A 16,002-nucleotide genomic window follows, 5' to 3' on the forward strand; every position below is an offset into this window, starting at 1 on the left:
CCGAGCCGGCGCGCGGCGCGGTCCTGCCGGGAGGATGATCGGGCGCGTGGCGGACTGGTTCGATCGGACGATCCTGTCTTCCGGGCGGCTGCCGCTGTTCTGCTTCTTCCTCGGCGTGATCGTCGGCTTCGCGTTCATCCGCACCTCGACCCGGCTGATCCGGGCCCGGGTCCGCTGGTGGCCGGGGAACATCACCCCCGGCGGGCTGCACATCCACCATGTGGTGTTCGGGGTGGTCTTCATGCTCATCGCCGGGGTGGCGGGCGTGATGCTGCCGGGCACCGCGACCGTCTGGCGCTCCGCCGCCGCCGCCGTGTTCGGGGTCGGATCCGCGCTGGTGCTCGACGAGTTCGCGCTGTTGCTGCATCTCAGCGACGTGTACTGGTCGGAGAAGGGGCGGACCTCGATCGACGCGGTCTTCGTGGCGATCGCCGTCTCCGGGTTGCTGCTGCTCGGCATGCGGCCGGTCACCTTCAACGACTTCCTCCGGGTGCCCACCGACGGGGTCCGGCCGTGGCTGGCCGCCGCGCTCTTCGCGATCCTCAACCTCGGACTGGCGGCGATCACGCTGCTCAAGGGAAAGATCTGGACCGGGCTGCTCGGACTGTTCATCCCGGTGCTGGTCATCGTCGGGGCGGTCCGGCTGGCGCGACCGCACTCCCCCTGGGCGCACTGGTTCTACGTCCGGCCAGGGCGGCGCAACGAACGCAAGCGGGCGCTGGCCACGTTCCGGGAGCGGCGGTTCCGGCAGCCGATCATCGCCGCGAAGATCTGGTTCCAGGAGCTGATCGCCGGCCGGCACGACCTACCGCTGCCCCGGCGGCCACGGCGATGACCCGCATTCCGACCCGGAGCGGGGTGGTGCGCCGGACAATGTCCGTGGCTGCGTTTCCCGCAGTGGACCCCGTGGGTATCGAGGTCCACGACAGTGCCGGGCAGCGGCACGCCAGCAACGGACGGTGAGGCCCATGAACAGCGGGGTGATGACCGAGGTACGGCCGGCGCCCGAGCAAGCGTCGGATCTGCTCACGGTCGGCGTCGAAGAGGAGTTCCTGCTCGTCGACCCGGCGACCGGCGCCGCCGCGCCCGCGGTCGACGCGGTGCTCGCCGAGGTCCCGGCGGAGCTGAGCGGGCAGGTGCAGCAGGAGTTCCAGACCAGCCAGATCGAGATCGGCACGCCGCCCGGCATCGAGCTCGGCGCGCTCCGGCACTCGCTCGGACTGCTGCGCGAGGGGCTCTCCGACGCCGCCGAGCGCGCCGGCGTACGGCTGCTCGCGGTCGGCACCGGACCGATCGCCGGACCCGAGCCGCCGATCGTCGACAAGCCGCGCTTCCACCGGATGGTCGAGCGGTACCGGCTGCTGGTGGACGGGCCGGGCAACAACGGCATGCACGTGCACGTCGCCATCCCCGACCCCGAGACCGGCGTGCAGGTCCTCAACCACCTGCGCCCCTGGCTGCCGGTGCTGCACGCCGCCACCACCAACTCCCCCTTCTACGAGGGCGTCGACACGGGGTACGCCAGCTGGCGCTCGGTGATGTGGGAGCGCTGGCCGGCGGTGGCGCCCACGCCGTGGCTGGAGTCGCACGCCCACTACCAGCGGCTGGTCGACGAGCTGATCGAGTCGGGGATGCTGCTCGACGAAGGGATGCTCTACTGGTACGCCCGACTGTCGGCCAACTACCCGACCGTGGAGGTGCGGGTCGGCGACGTCTGCCCGACCGTCGACGACGCCGTCCTGATCGCCGCCCTGATCCGCGCGCTGGTCGCGACCATCCTCACCGACATCGAGGCCGGCCGCCCCGCGCCGCCGGTCGACCACCACATGCTGGTCGCCGCGCACTGGCGGGCGGCGCACGACGGGCTCGAAGGCATGGCCGTCGACGTGGCCGAGGGCGGGACCCGCTCGGCGTGGCACCTGATGCGCCGGCTCTTCGACCGGGTCTGCCCCGAGCTGGATCGCCACGGCGACCTGGCGCAGGTCACCGCGCTGCTGGGGCGGCTGCGGTCGCGGGGCACCGGGGCGGCGCGGCAACGCGCCGTACACGCCCGGGCCGGCGAGCTGCGCGACGTCGTCGGCTACCTCGCCGCGCAGACCCGGGGCTGAGCCGCGCCGATGCCGGAACGAATGGTGATCGTTGGTGGCGACGCGGCCGGGATGTCCGCGGGCTCGCAGGCGCGCCGGTTACGCGGCCCCGACGACCTGGAGATCATCGCCTTCGAGCGCGGCCACTTCACGTCCTACTCGGCCTGCGGCGTCCCGTACTGGATCTCCGGGCTGGTCGACGGCCCGGACGCGCTGATCGCGCGCGACCCGGAGACGTTCCGGCGCAAACACGCGATCGACGTACGGCTGCGGCACGAGGTGACCGCGATCGACCTGGACCGGCGCGAGGTGATCGCGCGGGCGCTCGACGACGGCGGGCGCGAGCTCCGCGAGCGCTTCGACACCCTGGTGTACGCCACCGGCGCCGTCCCGGTCGCGCCCCCCTGGGAACAGGACGACATCGCCGGCATCTTCGGGGTGCAGACCCTCGACGACGGCTCCGCGCTGCGCGCGTGGCTCGACGCCGAACCGCGGCCGCAGCGGGCGGTGGTGGTCGGCGGCGGATACGTCGGGGTGGAGATGGCCGAGGCGCTGATCCGGCGCGGCCTCGCCGTCACCCTGGTCGACAGGGGCCCGCAGCCGATGTCCACCGTCGACCCCGACATGGGCGCGATGGTGCGCGAGGCGCTCTGCGGCCTCGGCATCGACGTGCGCACCGGGGTGAGCGTCACCGGTGTCGCCGAACGGGGCGGCCGGGTCAGCGCGGTGCTCACCGGGTCCGGCGAACTACCGGCCGACGTCGTGGTCCTCGGTCTGGGCGTACGCCCCAACACCGCGCTGGCCGAGCGCTCCGGCCTGCCGCTCGGCGTCACCGGCGGGCTCCGCACCGACCTGCGGATGCGCCTCGTCGGCGCCCCCGGCCCCTCCGGCGACGGCACGATGGGCGGGATCTGGGCGGCCGGCGACTGCGTCGAGACCGTCCACCGGGTCACCGGGCAGCCGGTCCACATTCCGCTCGGCACCCACGCGAACAAGCAGGGCCGGGTCGCCGGGATCAACATCGGTGGCGGGTACGCGACCTTCCCGGGGGTCGTCGGCACCGCCGTCACGAAGGTCTGTGACCTGGAGGTCGCCCGGACCGGTCTGCGCGAGCGCGACGCCGCCCAGGCCGGGTACGCGTACGTGACCGCCACCGTCGAGTCGAACAACCGGGCCGGCTACTTCCCCGGCGCCGCGCCGATGACCGTCAAGCTGATCGCCGAACGGGGCACCGGGCTGCTGCTCGGCGCGCAGATCGTCGGCCGCTCCGAGTCGGCCAAGCGGATCGACGTACTGGCCGTGGCGCTCTGGAACCGCATGACCGTGACCGAGATGACCGCGCTGGATCTCGGCTACGCCCCGCCGTTCGCCCCGGTGTGGGATCCGGTGCTGGTCGCCGCCCGCAAGGCCGCCGACGCCGTCGGCGCCGCCCCGAGCTGACCCGTGTCGCTCTGCCGACAAAGGCCGACGCGGAATGCGTGTGGAATCGCCGAATGCCGATACCAAGGGACGACGCCGACGCGCTGGAATGGGCGATCTTTGAGCAGGGCGGGATGCTCACCTGGCGCCAGGCGACGGCGGAGCTGAGCGCGGCGAAGGTCCGCCATCTGGTCGAGAGCGGGCGATGGCGCCGCGTGACCCGGAACGTGTTGGCCACCCAGAGCGGCCAGTTCACCCGCGAACAGCAGTGGTGGGTCGCGGTGCTCGCCGCCGGCGAGGGCGCGATGCTGGCCGGACTCGCCGCGGCGCAGGCCGGTGGGCTACGCGGCCAGTGGCGCCGCGACGTCGTCGACGTTCTGGTGCCGTACGCCCGGCGCGCCGCGGACCTGTTGCGTCGGCTGCCGCTGGGGTTGCCCGCGGTCCGGGTCCGGCGCACCCGCCACCTGCCCGAGACCGATATCCAGCTGGCACGACCGACCCGGACCACGATGGCGCGCGCGGTCGTCGACGCCGCGCAGTGGGCCGGCAACGATGACGAGGCGTGCACGGTGATCGCGGCCGCCTGCCAGCAGCGCCGGGTCTCCCCCGACGAAGTGCGGCAGGTGGTGGAACGGATGCCGCGGGCGCGCCGGCGCGCGCTGATTCTCGCGACGGTCGCCGACGTCGAGGGCGGCGCGCAGGCACTGTCGGAGATCGATTTTGTCCGGCTCTGCCGCCGGCACCGGCTGCCCGCGCCCGACCTGCAGGAGCGTCGGGTTGACGCCGGCGGGCGCGTGCGGTATCTCGACGCGCGGTGGCGGCGGTGGCGGCTGCACGTGGAGGTGGACGGCGCGCATCACATGGAGGCCCGGCACTGGGCGGCGGACATGCGGCGACAGAACGAGATCTGGATCGCGGGTGACCGTATTCTCCGGTTCGCCGCATTCGACCTCCGACGCCGACCCGACTACGTGGTCACCCAACTGCGCGCGGCGCTCACCGCCGCCGGCTGGCAACCATGTTTGTGAACGCTTATTGCGGTCAGGGCAGCAATAAACGTTCACAAACCCGGAGCACGGTGCACCGACCGGCCAGGAGCGCCGATCAGGGCGGCAACTGTGTCGAGGCCGGCCCGCAGTCAGGCGAGGCGGGCCGGGAAGCCGCCGGTCGCGACCGGCCCCCAGCTCTCGATCGTCACGCGGATCAGCGACTTGCCCTGGTCCCGCATCGCCTGCCGGTACTCGTCCCAGTCCGGGTGCTCGCCGGAGATGCAGCGGAAGTACTCGACCAGCGGCTCCACCGACTCGGGCAGATCGAGGACCTCGGCGACGCCGTCGACCTGCACCCAGGCGCCGTTCCAGTCGTCGGAGAGGACGCAGACGGAGACCCGCGGGTCGCGACGCAGGTTGCGCGCCTTCGCGCGCTCGGGATAGGTGGAGACCACGATCCGTCCCTCGCGGTCGACGCCGCAGGTGACCGGCGAGGCCTGGGGGCGACCGTCGGCGCGGGTGGTGATCACAACGGCGCGGTGGCGCGGCCGGATGAACTCGATCAGCCCCTCGCGGTCGACGCGGGTGTTGGTGGCGATGGTGCGGGCCATGGGTGACCTCCGGTGCGGCAGCGGGCGGGTATCCCGAACGAAAACCCTAGGCGATCGCCGGGGCGTCCGCCCCGACGTCCCGGTCGATCAAGGACTTTCGCTCCCATTGAGGAGTGCTTCACGCGATCGCGGATCGAACCGGATGAACCGGTCCTCGATCGACGGGGAGGGGACGCGGCACGTGCCGCTATGCTCTCGGACCGTGGAGCTGGAACGGCAGGGCGGCGACGAACATCTGCGGGTCTCCGACCGGGAGCGGGAGCAGGTGGTCGAGCTGCTCGGCCAGGCGGCGGCGGAGGGCCGGCTGACCCTCGACGAGTACGCGGAGCGTGCCGGCGCGGCGCACTCCGCCGTGACCCGCGGCGAACTGGCCCGGCTCACCCACGATCTGCCCACCGGGCTCCCCCATCGGGCGCCGGCGTCCCCGTCGACCACCGGCGGGTCGGAGCGGGTCATCGCCATCTTCGCCAGCGAGTCGCGCACCGGCGCATGGCCCGTGCCGGAGCGGCTGGAAGCGCGCGCGGTCTTCGGCGACTGTCAGATCGAGCTGCAGGACGCGCAGCTGCAGCACGAGGTGACCCGGATCGAGGCGACCGCGATGTTCGGCTCCGTCACCGTCCGGGTCCCCGAGGGCGTCGACGTACGGATGACCGGCATGGCCGTCTTCGGCAGCAAGGAGTCGAAGCTGCGCGGGCCGGTGGCCGCGGGCGCACCGATCATCGAGATCCGGTGCCAGGTGGCGTTCGGGTCGGTGACGGTGGAGCCGCCGCGCAAGCGCAAGCGCTGGTGGTGACCCGTCAGGCCTGGCAGGTCGGGCACCAGTAGGAGTTGCGGCCGGCGAGGTCGGCGCGGCGCACCCCGGCGCCGCAGATCAGGCACGGCTGACCGGCGCGCCGGTAGACGTACACCTCTCCGCCGTGCCGGTCGACCCGCGGTGCGCGACCGGTCGTCTCCGGCAGGTGCTCGTCGCGGACCGTGTCGATCCGGCCGCGCGCGACGCCCGCGCGCATCAGCTCCCGCAGGTCCGTCCAGAGTGGCTCCCACTGCTCCGGTGTGAGCTGCCGGCCGGGTCGGGTCGGCGGGATCCCGGCCCGGAAGAGGGTCTCGCAGACGTAGACGAGCCCGGCGCCGGCCACGATCGACTGGTCGAGCAGGAGCGCGGCGAGCGGTCTGGAGCTGCCCCGCAGCTTCGCGTACGCGGCGGCCGGGTCGGCGTCGTCGCGCAGCGGATCGGCGCCGAGCCGGGCCCGCAGCGTCTCGACCTCGCCGGGTTCCAGCAGCTCGCAGGCGGTCGGGCCGCGCAGGTCGAGCCAGTGCCGGTCGGTGACCAGCCGCAGCCGCACCTGCCCCACCGGCGCCGGCGGTTCGCCGTCACCGTCGGCGAACGCCCCGTAGAGCCCCAGGTGGACGTGCAGGATGTCGCCGGTGTCGTAGTGGTGCAGCAGGTGCTTGCCGTACGCCTCGGTCGCCTGCAGCGTCGCGCCGGACAACCGGCCCGCGCCGGCCGCGAACCGCCCCTGCGGACTGAGCGCGGTCACCTTCTCCCCGCCGAACAGCGTCCGGTGCCGCGCGGCGAGCCGGTGGACGGTGTGTCCCTCTGGCACGACGTCGACCCTATCCACCCCGGCCGCCCGGTCCGACCAGGTGTGACCCCTGCTACATCCGGGTATCCCGATGGAATCCCCTCGCGCAGGCGCAGCGGGCCCGCGCACTGACCTGGAGGTGTGTAGTGGTCAGGATTCCTTCCCTCTCGCGCCGCACGGACGCGGCGACGACCCGGGACGACGGGGGCGACGGGCGCGTGGACGGAACCACGCCCGCCGCCGAGACCGGTCCGGTCATGGTCCGCGACCGGATGGACGAAACCGCGGTGTACGGCGGTAAGCACTCGGCCGTGCCGGCCGACGCGGATCGCGCGCACGCCGCCCGGGCCGCCGAGCAGGCGACCGCCCAGCGGGCGGTCGCCGAACGGGAGGCCGACCGCGCGGAGACGCAACGGATCGCCGCCCGGGCCGACACCGACGGCACGCCCGAAGCGGTACGGCCGGACGAGCCGACCGTTCCGGCCGGTCCCCGGCCGCGGGCCAGCGTGCTCGCCACGCTGAGCCTGGTCGCCGGGGTGGTCGCCGTGCTCACCGTGCTGACCGGCGCGCTCGCCGGTTACGGCATCGTGGTGGGCGTGCTCGCGCTGCTGCTGGCGATCGGCGGCATCTCGGCGACGTCCCGGCGGCACGTCGCCGGCAAGTCCGCGGCGCTGGTCGGCCTGCTGCTGGGCGTCGGCGCCATCGTCCTCGGGCTGCTCGCGGTGACCGGGTCGCTCTCCTGGCTGTCGACCGACGGCGACACCGTGGGTCGGGTCCGGCAGTGGCTCGACTCACAGTTTGTGAACCGGATCTAGCGGGAACCTCTGGAGCCACGAGCGGTGGTTCACCGCTCAAGCGCTCGACCCGACGTGGTGGTTCACCACGGAGCGTGCACTTGTCTGGGGGGTGGCGGTTCGCCACCCCCCAAAGCATGTACGCAACGTTTCGCCGGTCGGCGCTCGTAATCACGCAACGATCATCGCCGGAACGCAATTCTCACTCGTAGTTTTGTTCGTCTGACCCGCATAGGTTTGCGGCAGGCGCCAGCTCGAGGCCCCACCGTGGCCGGGCGCGCCCAACCCGTGATGGAGCAGACGCGATGACGCACACCCCGACTTCCCGGCGGTACCTGATGTGCCGGCCGACGTACTTCGCGGTCGACTACGCGATCAATCCGTGGATGGACCCGACCGCCCCGGTCGACACCGACCTCGCCATCCGGCAGTGGTCGGCGCTCCGACAGGTCTACCTCGACCTGGGGCACACCGTCGACGAGATCGAGCCGCTGCCCGGACTGCCCGACATGGTGTTCGCGGCCAACGGCGCCACCGTCGTCGACGGCACGGCGCTGGCGGTGCAGTTCCTCAACCCGGAGCGCGCCGACGAGGCGCCGGCGTACGCGGCCTGGTTCGAGCGGGCGGGCTTCGAGGTCCAGCAGCCCAAGGCGGTCAACGAGGGCGAAGGGGACATCCTGCTCGCCGGGGAGCTGCTGCTCGCCGGCACCGGGTTCCGGACCGCGCACACCGCCCACGCCCAGGTGCAGGAGATCTTCGGCCGGCCGGTGGTGACGCTCCAGCTCGTCGACCCGCGCTTCTACCACCTGGACACCGCGCTGTGCGTGCTCGACCGGCAGACCGTGGCGTACCTGCCGGAGGCCTTCTCCCCCGGCAGCCGGGCCGTGCTGCGCCGGCTCTTCCCGGACGCGGTCATCGCCCGCCCCGCCGACGCCGAGGTGCTCGGGCTGAACGCGGTGAGCGACGGCCGGCACGTGGTGCTGCCCAGCCAGGCGACCGGCCTGGCGGCGGCGCTGCGCGAGCGTGGGTACGAACCGATCGGCGTCGACCTGTCGGAGCTGCGCAAGGCCGGTGGCGGCCCCAAGTGCTGCACGTTGGAGGTGCGGGGCGCCGAGTCCCGCCGCGAAGAGGGAAAGGCACGTAGATGACCACGGTTGAGAGCCGGCGCACGCCCGGTGCGGTACGCGACGCCGAGCGGTGGACCGCGCACAATTACCACCCGCTGCCGGTCGTGGTCGCCGAGGCCGACGGGGCCTGGGTGACCGACGTGGACGGCCGCCGTTACCTGGACTGCCTCGCCGGCTACTCGGCGCTCAACTTCGGCCACCGGCACCCGACGCTGATCGCGGCGGCGCACGCGCAGCTCGACCGGCTCACGCTGACCAGCCGCGCCTTCATCCACGACCAGTTCGCCGACTTCTGCCGGGAGCTCGCGGAACTCTGCGGCAAGGACCTGGTGCTGCCGATGAACACCGGCGCCGAGGCGGTGGAGACCGCTATCAAGGTGGCGCGCAAGTGGGGCTACCGGGTCAAGGGGGTGCCGGCGGAACAGGCGACGATCGTGGTCGCGGAGGGGAATTTCCACGGCCGCACCACCACGATCGTCAGCTTCTCCACCGACCCGGAGGCGCGCGACGACTTCGGGCCGTACACCCCGGGCTTCCGCACCGTGCCCTACGGCGACCTCGCCGCGCTCGAGGCGGCGATCGACGACACCACCGTCGCCGTGCTCCTGGAGCCGATCCAGGGCGAGCAGGGCGTCGTCGTGCCGCCCGCCGGCTACCTGCCCGGCGTACGGGAGCTCTGCACCCGCCGCAACGTCCTCTTCGTCGCCGACGAGATCCAGTCGGGCCTCGGCCGCACCGGCGAGACCTTCGCCTGCGACCACGAGGGCGTCCGACCCGACATGTACGTGCTGGGCAAGGCGCTGGGCGGCGGGATCGTGCCGGTCTCCGCGGTGGCCGCGGACTCCGACGTGCTCGGGGTGCTCCGCCCGGGCGAGCACGGGTCGACCTTCGGCGGCAACCCGCTCGCCTGCGCGGTCGGCACCCAGGTGGTCCGGCTGCTGCGCACCGGCGAGTTCCAGCGCCGCTCCGCCGCGCTGGGCGCCCACCTGCAGGCGGCGCTGCGCGACCTGGTCGGGCAGGGTCTGGTCGCGGTGCGCGGCCGTGGGCTCTGGGCCGGCGTGGACATCGACCCGGCCCTGATGACCGGCCGGCAGGCGTGCGAGCGGCTCGCCGAGCGCGGGGTGCTCGCCAAGGACACCCACGGTTCGACGATCCGGCTCGCGCCGCCGCTGGTGATCGAGAAGCACGAGCTGGACTTCGCGGTGGCGCAGCTCGCCGCGGTCCTGCGCTGATCCGCGCGACCCGCATCGATCAGGGGCCTGTTCACACGCTCGGAGTTCGAGGTGAACAGGCCCCTGATCCGCAGGTCAGCGGTCGACGGTGCGGAACGTCATCGTCGGGGCCTCGGCCATCACCGACGCCGGGTTGACCACCCCGCCGGAGCTCCAGTTACGGGCCCGGCCGACGTGCACCCCGGGATACAGCTCCACGAAGTCCGCCGGCCCGAGGGCCCGCGTCTGCCGCTTCAGCGTGATCCGCTCGTCGTCGTCCATCGAGCCGCCCGGGCGGATCCCCATCCCGTTGGTGCTCACGTCCTGCACGACCAGCTCGGTCCCGTGCAGCTCGAACCGGGCGTGGTTGCGGCTGATCCAGCGCCGCGCCTCCTCGGAGAGCCACTGCCCGAGCATGATGCCGCCGGCCTGCTCCGGCGCCCGCCCCACCGTCACCGGCTGGTCACCGGCGACCACGAAGCGCTGCCGCACGACCCCGCCGATCCGCACCGCGAGCACCTCGGCCGGCGGCCGCGGGCCCCGGTCGGTGAGCCGTTCGTCGTGCCGGGGGCAGGTCGGGGCGCCGGTGCGCAGCGTCGGCGGCGGCTGCCCGCTGGGGCGGCCGATCCGCATCGACCCGAAGCTGGAGCACTCGGGGTCGGGGCAGCGCCAGAGCCGGCCGAGGAGTCGGGCGCCGACCGGCGACGGGTCGGCGTACGTCGGCGCGGGCGCCGTGCCGACCCGGGCGGCCAGGACCGGTCCGCCGGCGCCCGGCAGCGGCGCCATGAGCCGGCCGGGTTGGCCGGTCAGCCAGGGGTAACGGCCGGCGAGCGCGTCGAAGCGGGTCCGGCTCAGCACCGGCAGGCCGAGCAGGTCGGCGACCTCCAGGACCCGGTCGGCGGGGTTGGGCAGCACCTCGACCAGACCGTCGTCGGCCCAGCGCCGCGCCACCATGCGCTCGTTGGAGGTCAGGTCGGCGTCCGAGAGCAGCCCCTTGTGCACCACCACGTGGACCGGGACGTTCTCCTCGGCCAGCTGCCGACCGAGCGCGTCGATCACCATGCCGAGCCGCAGCATGCTCGCCGGTCGGCCGCCGTCGAGGTCGACGTAGCGGACCACCTCGGCGAGGTCGATGACGGCCCGGGCGGCCGCCGGGTCGGTGCTCAGCCGCTGCTCGATCGCGTCGAACACCTTGCTGACTTCGAATCTCACGCGAACTCCCGGAAACTCACGCGTCAGCCCTGCTCAGCGACGATCTGATCGATGCGCCGGGCCAGCTCGATGTCACGGTCGGTGACCCCACCGGCCGAGTGGGTGGCGCACCGGAAGGTGAGGGTGCGCCAGCGGATGTCGATGTCCGGATGATGGTCCATCTCCTCGGCGGTCATCGCGACGCGGGTCACCACGGCGATGGCGTCGGGAAATGTGCGCAGCTGGGCGGTCCGGCTGATCGCGGTCGGATCGCCGGCCCAGTCCTGCAGACCGGCGAGCGCGACGCGCAGCGTCTCGGCGTCGAGCACCTGTGCCATGGCAAGACCTTACCGTCCGTGCTCGCGTGCCCGTCGTGCGTGGTGCACGCCAACGCACGGTCCATGCACGGGTGTCAACCTCTGCCGCGCCGGGTATGGCTGCTGCGGGCCCGTTGAACTCCCCCCGCGGATCGTCCGCCTCGATTGGAAGTGAGATCAGATGAACACTCGACGGCTGACCCGTACGGCGCTCGGCCTGCTCGCCACGCTCAGCGTCGGCGTCGCCGGCTGCGCCGCGCAGGGCTCGCCCGACCCGACCGCCAGCGGCAGCGCCACCCCGAGCGTCGGCGCGACCGCGTCCGCCAGCGGGTCGAGCAGCGCGCTGGACGAGTTGACCGCGGCGGCACAGAAGCTCAACGACGACACGGTCAAGGTCACCACCGAGATGACCGGCCTGACGGGCAACGGCAACCTCGACCCGGCCCGCAACCAGGCCCGGATGACGATGGAGCTGGCCACGGAAGGTCAGCCGGTCACGGCCGAGATCCTCGTGACCGGGTCCGACGCGTACGTGAAGCTGGCCGGCGCGCCGAACGTGCAGAACAAGTGGATGCACGTGGACGTCGCGCGGCTCGCGGGCGGCAACTTCGACATCATGCCGCAGGGCGACCCGGCCGGCGCCAACAAGATGATCAAGAGCATGGCGGCGGTCGAACGTACCGGCGAGGGCAGTTTCCGCGGCACCCTCGACCTGACGAAGGCGCCGACAATCAACACGGCGGTGCTCAGCGGCCTCGGCGACAAGGCCAAGGCGGTGCCGTTCACCGCCGCGGTGGACAACCAGGGGCGGTTGACCCGGCTGCAGATCGAGCTCACCGCGATCGCCCCGTCGCTCGGCACGCTCTCCACCACGTACTCCGATTTCGGCGCGCCGGTCACGGTGACCCGGCCGCCCGCGGCCGAGACCGTCGAGGCCCCCGAGTCGCTGCCCGGCCTGTTCGGGCGCTGACGCGATTTCATCGCCGGGCGCCCTGCGATCCGCGGGGCGCCCGGCGTCGTGGCCGGGGCGGACCGTCAGGATCGGGTCTGCTCGCGCACCCACGCGGTGTAGTCGGGGTTGGCGCTGGTCACCGCGCTGACCAGAATCTCCGGTACGTCGTACGGGTGCGCGCCGCGCAGATAGCCGACGAGCGCCTCCACCCGGTCGTCCGCGGTCTTGAACTGCACCGGCCACTCCTCGGCGGTCTCGATCCGCCCCTGCCACCGGTACGTGCTCGTCAACGCGGCGCCGACCTGGGCGCACGCGGCGAGTCGACCGGTCACCGCCGCGGCCGCGAGCTCGTCCGCCACCGACCGCGCGTCCACCACCACGGTCACCACCGCGATCTGTTCCATCGGCACCTACTCTCCCGGCGCGGCCACCGGCCGGTTCGCCTCGATCCACTCGTCGATCCGCGCCCACCAGTCGTACAGCCAGTCGATGCGCTCCTGCCGTCCCGCCGGCACCTCCTCCGGCGGCACCGACCAGAAGCGCATCGTGATCTGCTTGTCCATCGGCAGTTCACGCCAGACGTCGGCGACGGTCAGCATCCGGTCCAGCCCGGTGTGGGCCACGAAGATCACGCCAGCGTCGGGGGCCGCCTCCAGCGCGGCGAGCAGACCGCCCGGGCGGGGCGCCAGCACGTGCCGCATCGCCTCGGCCCGCTGCGCCATCTTCTCCAGGCCGAGCGCCCGGAGCCGATCGATCGCCCGGGTGCGCCGGCCCGGCGTGAAGTTGCCGCCCTCCGGGAAGATGACGAACGCGTCGTTCTCATCGAGCCCGCTCGCCAGGTGCCCCACCTGTTCCTCGGCGGCGCCGTCGCGGCGTCCGGGGCCCGCGATGAAGCGGTTGGGCAGCCGGTTGAGCAGCACGTCCACCGCCGGGTCCCACTGCAGCGAGTCCTTGAGCACGATCCGCGGCTCACGGTCGAACCAGTTCACCAGCGCGTGGATGAGGATGAACGAGTCGCCGGGGCCGGCGTGCCGGCAGACGACGAGCTCCGGTCGCCCCGGCTGCGCGGTGTCCGGGTCGGTGCCGACCACCGCGATCCGCAGCCGCAGCGTCCACCGGGCCTGCCAGAACAGGACGGTCAGAAACCAGCCGGCCAGCACGTAGTGCGCGCGCTGGAACCTCGGCCCCCCGGTGCGCCAGCCGAAGCCCGAGCCCACCCAGAGCGCGAAGAGCGCGACCAGGGCGGCGGCGTCCAAGAGCAGGTACAGCACGGCGACCCAGAGCAGCCGCAGCGGGCGCAGGCGGCCGGGGACCAGCGGCGAGACCGCCGCGGCGAGCAGCAGCCACAGCGGCAGGGTCGTCAGCACGAAACCGGCGAGGAGCACCACGGCGGGCCCGAAGACGACCCGCCGGATCCACCGCGGCGGTAACGGCATCAGCGACCATCCAGTTCGGACGCCAGATAGCGACGGGAGGCGGTGTACGCGCGGCTGATCCGCCGCCCCACCGCGGCCATGTCGCGATAGGCCCACGGGGTGTCGTCGCGCGGCTCCCCGCCGCCGGTCGGTAGGACGTGCACCTCCACATCGTCGGGCATGGCCGCCATCTCCCGCGCGAACCGGTGACGGCGGGCGATCTCGAACGCCACCTGCGCCACCTCCCAGGGCCGGCGTGCCGGGCTCAGCGGGCGCTCGATCCGCCCGACCTGCAGCACGAAGATGCGCTTCGCGCCCGCCTGCACCGCCTCGCCGATCGGGATGGAGTTGACGATCCCGCCGTCGACGAAGTGCTCGCCGTCGATCTCGGCGGGCGGCAGCAGACCCGGCACCGCGGCCGAGGCGAGCACCGCCTCCACCACCGGCCCGCTGTCGAACCAGTGCTCGGCGGCGCGCTCGATGCTCGCCGCGCAGCACCGGAACGGCACCGTCAGGTCGGCGAAGGTCGTTGTCTCCCCCAGCTCCCGCTCCAGCAACCGGCGCAGCGGCCGCGGCGAGTGCAGATGGGTACGCGCGGCGAACCGGCGGAGCTGCCGGGCCACCGAGTCGCCGTACACCTCGCTCGCCTCGGGTGATGCCCAGAGCCGGACGAGGCGGTCGGTGACGCCCTCAGTGGGGTCCGCGGCGACCAGCGCGCCGTTGACCGCGCCGATCGACGTGCCCAGCACGAGGTCCGGTCGGATCCCGGCCCGGAAGAGCGCGCGCAGCATCCCGACCTCCACGGCGCCGAGCACGCCGCCGCCACCGAGTACGAACGCCACCGGGCCGTTGACCATGGCGTTCATCCTGTCACGAGGGTGTCAACCGACGGCCGGGGCGCTCCGCGCGGCCCGACCCGGGACGCGCCGTTGACATGCCGCACCGATTCACGGAGCCTGATACGACCTCGACTCCCTCGGCAGGTGCGACGAACGATGCCATCGCTGCACGCGGGCGAGCTGCTCGCCCGCCGCTACCGCCTCATCGACCGGATCGGCGCGGGCGGGATGTCGGTCATCTGGCGCGCCCGCGACGAGGTCCTCGGGCGAATGGTCGCGGTCAAGGTGCTCGCCACCGAGCTGGCCGCCGACCCCCGGTTCCGGGCGATGGTCCGCGACGAGGCCCGCGCCGCCGCCCAGCTCGTGCACCCGCACGTGACGGCGGTGCACGACTACGGGGAGGCGTTCGCCGTCGACGGCGAGGTGACGGCGTTCGTGGTGATGGAGCTGCTCGCCGGGGAGGAACTGGAGCGGCGACTGACCGCGGGTCCGCTGCCCTGGGCCGAGGCGGTCGAGATCTGCGCGCAGGTGGCGGAGGCGCTCGCCGCGGCCCACCGGCTCGGCATCGTGCACCGCGACATCACGCCGGCGAACATCATGCTGACCGCGACCGGCGTCAAGGTGCTCGACTTCGGCATCGCCACCCGGATCGGCGCGCCGGACACGGACGAGGAGGGCGACACGTTCGGCACGCCCGCGTACGTGGCGCCGGAACGGCTGGACGGCAAGCCCGCACAGCCGGCCACCGACACGTACTCGCTCGGGGTGCTGCTCTACGAGACGCTGACCGGCCGGCCACCGTACCCGGCCGACACCTGGGAGGAGTTGACCGGCGCGCTGCGCGAACCGGCCCCGGCGCTGACCGGGGTGCCGGGGCTGCCGCCCGCGGTCGCCGAGGTCTGCCACCGCTGCCTCCGGCCCGACCCGGCGGGGCGCCCCACCGCGCACCGGGTCGGCGTCGCCCTGCGGGAGCAGCTCCGCGCCGTCGCCCCCTCCGAGCAGCGCACGCACCGCGGCCGCCGGGCCGCCGGGCTCGTCGCGGCCACGGTGCTGGCGCTCGCCGCCGTGCTGTTGGCGGGCTCCACGCTGGACCAGCGGCGGAGGTCCGCCGAGTCGCTGCCCGACCCCGCGACGTCGGGCCCGCCCGCGCCCACCGTCACCGAGGACGCCACGGCGGCCGTCGACCCGCGCGCGGCGCTGGCCGAGCTCGCCCGGCTCGTCGACGCCGGGGTGTCCGCGGGCGAGATCCGCCCCGACGCCGGCACCGATCTGCACAACCTGCTGCGCGCGCTGCCGGCCGGGCCCGCCGCCGGGCCGGCCGACCTGACGGGGCCGGTGGCGCAACTGCGCGCGAAGGTCGCGGTCCGGGTCACCGAGGGCGCGATCACGATCGGGTACGCGGACCGGCTCGACGCCGCGCTCGCCCGGCTGCCGCAGGTCGCGCCGTCGGGTCGGGTGCCGTAGCGA

General features: G+C 73.4%; 17 protein-coding genes. 10 read left to right on the top strand and 7 right to left on the bottom strand.

Annotated features, from left to right (window positions below; translation table 11 throughout):
* Positions 1-46 precede the first annotated feature (46 nt).
* From BLW47_RS00900 to BLW47_RS00915, 4 genes are all read left to right on the top strand, one after another.
* Positions 47-835 carry a hypothetical protein gene (locus BLW47_RS00900; RefSeq protein ID WP_245736251.1) on the top strand — a complete coding sequence of 263 codons (789 nt, stop codon included), beginning with the start codon at positions 47-49 and terminating at the stop codon, positions 833-835.
* A 133-nt stretch (positions 836-968) separates the two neighbouring features.
* Positions 969-2,108 carry a carboxylate-amine ligase gene (locus BLW47_RS00905; RefSeq protein ID WP_091550182.1) on the top strand — a complete coding sequence of 380 codons (1,140 nt, stop codon included), beginning with the start codon at positions 969-971 and terminating at the stop codon, positions 2,106-2,108.
* A gap of 9 nt (positions 2,109-2,117) precedes the next feature.
* Positions 2,118-3,527, top strand: a complete 1,410-nt coding sequence (locus tag BLW47_RS00910; RefSeq protein ID WP_091550184.1) for an FAD-dependent oxidoreductase — start codon at positions 2,118-2,120, stop codon at positions 3,525-3,527.
* 53 nt (positions 3,528-3,580) lie between these two features.
* Positions 3,581-4,534 carry a DUF559 domain-containing protein gene (locus tag BLW47_RS00915; protein WP_091550186.1) on the top strand — a complete coding sequence of 318 codons (954 nt, stop codon included), beginning with the start codon at positions 3,581-3,583 and terminating at the stop codon, positions 4,532-4,534.
* 110 nt (positions 4,535-4,644) lie between these two features.
* Here BLW47_RS00915 and BLW47_RS00920 read toward each other — a convergent pair whose 3' ends face one another.
* Positions 4,645-5,106, bottom strand: coding sequence for a PPOX class F420-dependent oxidoreductase (locus BLW47_RS00920; RefSeq protein ID WP_091550189.1), 462 nt, complete (start codon positions 5,104-5,106; stop codon positions 4,645-4,647).
* Between the two features lie 202 nt (positions 5,107-5,308).
* Between BLW47_RS00920 and BLW47_RS24560 the strand changes: the two genes are divergently transcribed.
* Positions 5,309-5,899 (top strand): DUF1707 SHOCT-like domain-containing protein, encoded by a 591-nt coding sequence (locus tag BLW47_RS24560; RefSeq protein WP_175543457.1) that lies wholly within the window; start codon positions 5,309-5,311, stop codon positions 5,897-5,899.
* 4 nt (positions 5,900-5,903) lie between these two features.
* Here the strand turns inward: BLW47_RS24560 and BLW47_RS00935 are convergent, their stop codons facing one another.
* Positions 5,904-6,710 (bottom strand): Fpg/Nei family DNA glycosylase, encoded by an 807-nt coding sequence (locus BLW47_RS00935; RefSeq protein WP_091550193.1) that lies wholly within the window; start codon positions 6,708-6,710, stop codon positions 5,904-5,906.
* Between the two features lie 197 nt (positions 6,711-6,907).
* Between BLW47_RS00935 and BLW47_RS00940 the strand changes: the two genes are divergently transcribed.
* From BLW47_RS00940 to rocD, 3 genes are all read left to right on the top strand, one after another.
* Entirely contained in the window at positions 6,908-7,504 is a 597-nt protein-coding gene (locus tag BLW47_RS00940) for a DUF308 domain-containing protein (protein ID WP_091550196.1), read from the top strand.
* Between the two features lie 284 nt (positions 7,505-7,788).
* Positions 7,789-8,631: a dimethylargininase gene (gene ddaH, locus BLW47_RS00945; RefSeq protein WP_091550198.1), complete on the top strand. Its 843-nt coding sequence runs from the start codon at positions 7,789-7,791 to the stop codon at positions 8,629-8,631.
* Positions 8,628-9,842, top strand: a complete 1,215-nt coding sequence (gene rocD / locus BLW47_RS00950) for an ornithine--oxo-acid transaminase (RefSeq protein ID WP_091550201.1) — start codon at positions 8,628-8,630, stop codon at positions 9,840-9,842. Before ddaH ends, rocD begins: the two co-directional genes overlap by 4 nt.
* Positions 9,843-9,917: 75 nt before the next feature.
* Here rocD and BLW47_RS00955 read toward each other — a convergent pair whose 3' ends face one another.
* Both BLW47_RS00955 and BLW47_RS00960 read right to left on the bottom strand, forming a co-directional pair.
* On the bottom strand, positions 9,918-11,033 hold the full coding sequence (locus BLW47_RS00955; protein ID WP_091550203.1) for an FHA domain-containing protein: 1,116 nt from the start codon (positions 11,031-11,033) through the stop codon (positions 9,918-9,920).
* A gap of 23 nt (positions 11,034-11,056) precedes the next feature.
* Positions 11,057-11,350, bottom strand: coding sequence for a 4a-hydroxytetrahydrobiopterin dehydratase (locus tag BLW47_RS00960; protein WP_091550205.1), 294 nt, complete (start codon positions 11,348-11,350; stop codon positions 11,057-11,059).
* A gap of 160 nt (positions 11,351-11,510) precedes the next feature.
* On the opposite strand from BLW47_RS00960, the gene BLW47_RS00965 reads away from it, so the two are divergent.
* Positions 11,511-12,299: a hypothetical protein gene (locus BLW47_RS00965; protein ID WP_091550207.1), complete on the top strand. Its 789-nt coding sequence runs from the start codon at positions 11,511-11,513 to the stop codon at positions 12,297-12,299.
* A gap of 65 nt (positions 12,300-12,364) precedes the next feature.
* Here the strand turns inward: BLW47_RS00965 and cutA are convergent, their stop codons facing one another.
* The 3 genes from cutA to BLW47_RS00980 are packed head-to-tail and all read right to left on the bottom strand — an operon-like array spanning position 12,365 to position 14,553.
* The gene (gene cutA, locus BLW47_RS00970) at positions 12,365-12,685 is read right to left on the bottom strand and encodes a divalent-cation tolerance protein CutA (protein WP_091552298.1); all 321 of its coding nucleotides are present in this window, start codon (positions 12,683-12,685) and stop codon (positions 12,365-12,367) included.
* Positions 12,686-12,691: 6 nt separating this feature from the next.
* Complete coding sequence (locus BLW47_RS00975) at positions 12,692-13,717, bottom strand: 1-acyl-sn-glycerol-3-phosphate acyltransferase (RefSeq protein WP_091550209.1); 1,026 nt, start codon at positions 13,715-13,717, stop codon at positions 12,692-12,694.
* Positions 13,717-14,553 (bottom strand): patatin-like phospholipase family protein, encoded by an 837-nt coding sequence (locus BLW47_RS00980; RefSeq protein WP_091552300.1) that lies wholly within the window; start codon positions 14,551-14,553, stop codon positions 13,717-13,719. Before BLW47_RS00980 ends, BLW47_RS00975 begins: the two co-directional genes overlap by 1 nt.
* A 138-nt stretch (positions 14,554-14,691) precedes the next feature.
* Here BLW47_RS00980 and BLW47_RS00985 point away from each other — a divergent pair, with 138 nt between their 5' ends.
* The gene (locus BLW47_RS00985) at positions 14,692-15,999 is read left to right on the top strand and encodes a serine/threonine-protein kinase (protein ID WP_091550212.1); all 1,308 of its coding nucleotides are present in this window, start codon (positions 14,692-14,694) and stop codon (positions 15,997-15,999) included.
* The last annotated feature ends 3 nt before the right edge of the window (positions 16,000-16,002 follow it).

The sequence above is a fragment of the Micromonospora pattaloongensis genome (genome assembly GCF_900107255.1).
Classification (GTDB): Bacteria; Actinomycetota; Actinomycetes; order Mycobacteriales; family Micromonosporaceae; genus Micromonospora_I; species Micromonospora_I pattaloongensis.

What these genes read in the sequence shown, in the direction of transcription:
- ddaH (WP_091550198.1), top strand. Translation starts at nt 7,789, where the DNA reads ATGACGCACACCCCGACTTCCCGGCGGTACCTGATGTGCCGGCCGACG.
- BLW47_RS00975 (WP_091550209.1), bottom strand. Translation starts at nt 13,717, where the DNA reads ATGCCGTTACCGCCGCGGTGGATCCGGCGGGTCGTCTTCGGGCCCGCC.
- BLW47_RS00980 (WP_091552300.1), bottom strand. Translation starts at nt 14,553, where the DNA reads ATGGTCAACGGCCCGGTGGCGTTCGTACTCGGTGGCGGCGGCGTGCTC.
- rocD (WP_091550201.1), top strand. Translation starts at nt 8,628, where the DNA reads ATGACCACGGTTGAGAGCCGGCGCACGCCCGGTGCGGTACGCGACGCC.
- BLW47_RS00965 (WP_091550207.1), top strand. Translation starts at nt 11,511, where the DNA reads ATGAACACTCGACGGCTGACCCGTACGGCGCTCGGCCTGCTCGCCACG.
- BLW47_RS00915 (WP_091550186.1), top strand. Translation starts at nt 3,581, where the DNA reads ATGCCGATACCAAGGGACGACGCCGACGCGCTGGAATGGGCGATCTTT.
- BLW47_RS00910 (WP_091550184.1), top strand. Translation starts at nt 2,118, where the DNA reads ATGCCGGAACGAATGGTGATCGTTGGTGGCGACGCGGCCGGGATGTCC.
- BLW47_RS00985 (WP_091550212.1), top strand. Translation starts at nt 14,692, where the DNA reads ATGCCATCGCTGCACGCGGGCGAGCTGCTCGCCCGCCGCTACCGCCTC.
- cutA (WP_091552298.1), bottom strand. Translation starts at nt 12,685, where the DNA reads ATGGAACAGATCGCGGTGGTGACCGTGGTGGTGGACGCGCGGTCGGTG.
- BLW47_RS00905 (WP_091550182.1), top strand. Translation starts at nt 969, where the DNA reads ATGAACAGCGGGGTGATGACCGAGGTACGGCCGGCGCCCGAGCAAGCG.
- BLW47_RS00960 (WP_091550205.1), bottom strand. Translation starts at nt 11,350, where the DNA reads ATGGCACAGGTGCTCGACGCCGAGACGCTGCGCGTCGCGCTCGCCGGT.
- BLW47_RS00920 (WP_091550189.1), bottom strand. Translation starts at nt 5,106, where the DNA reads ATGGCCCGCACCATCGCCACCAACACCCGCGTCGACCGCGAGGGGCTG.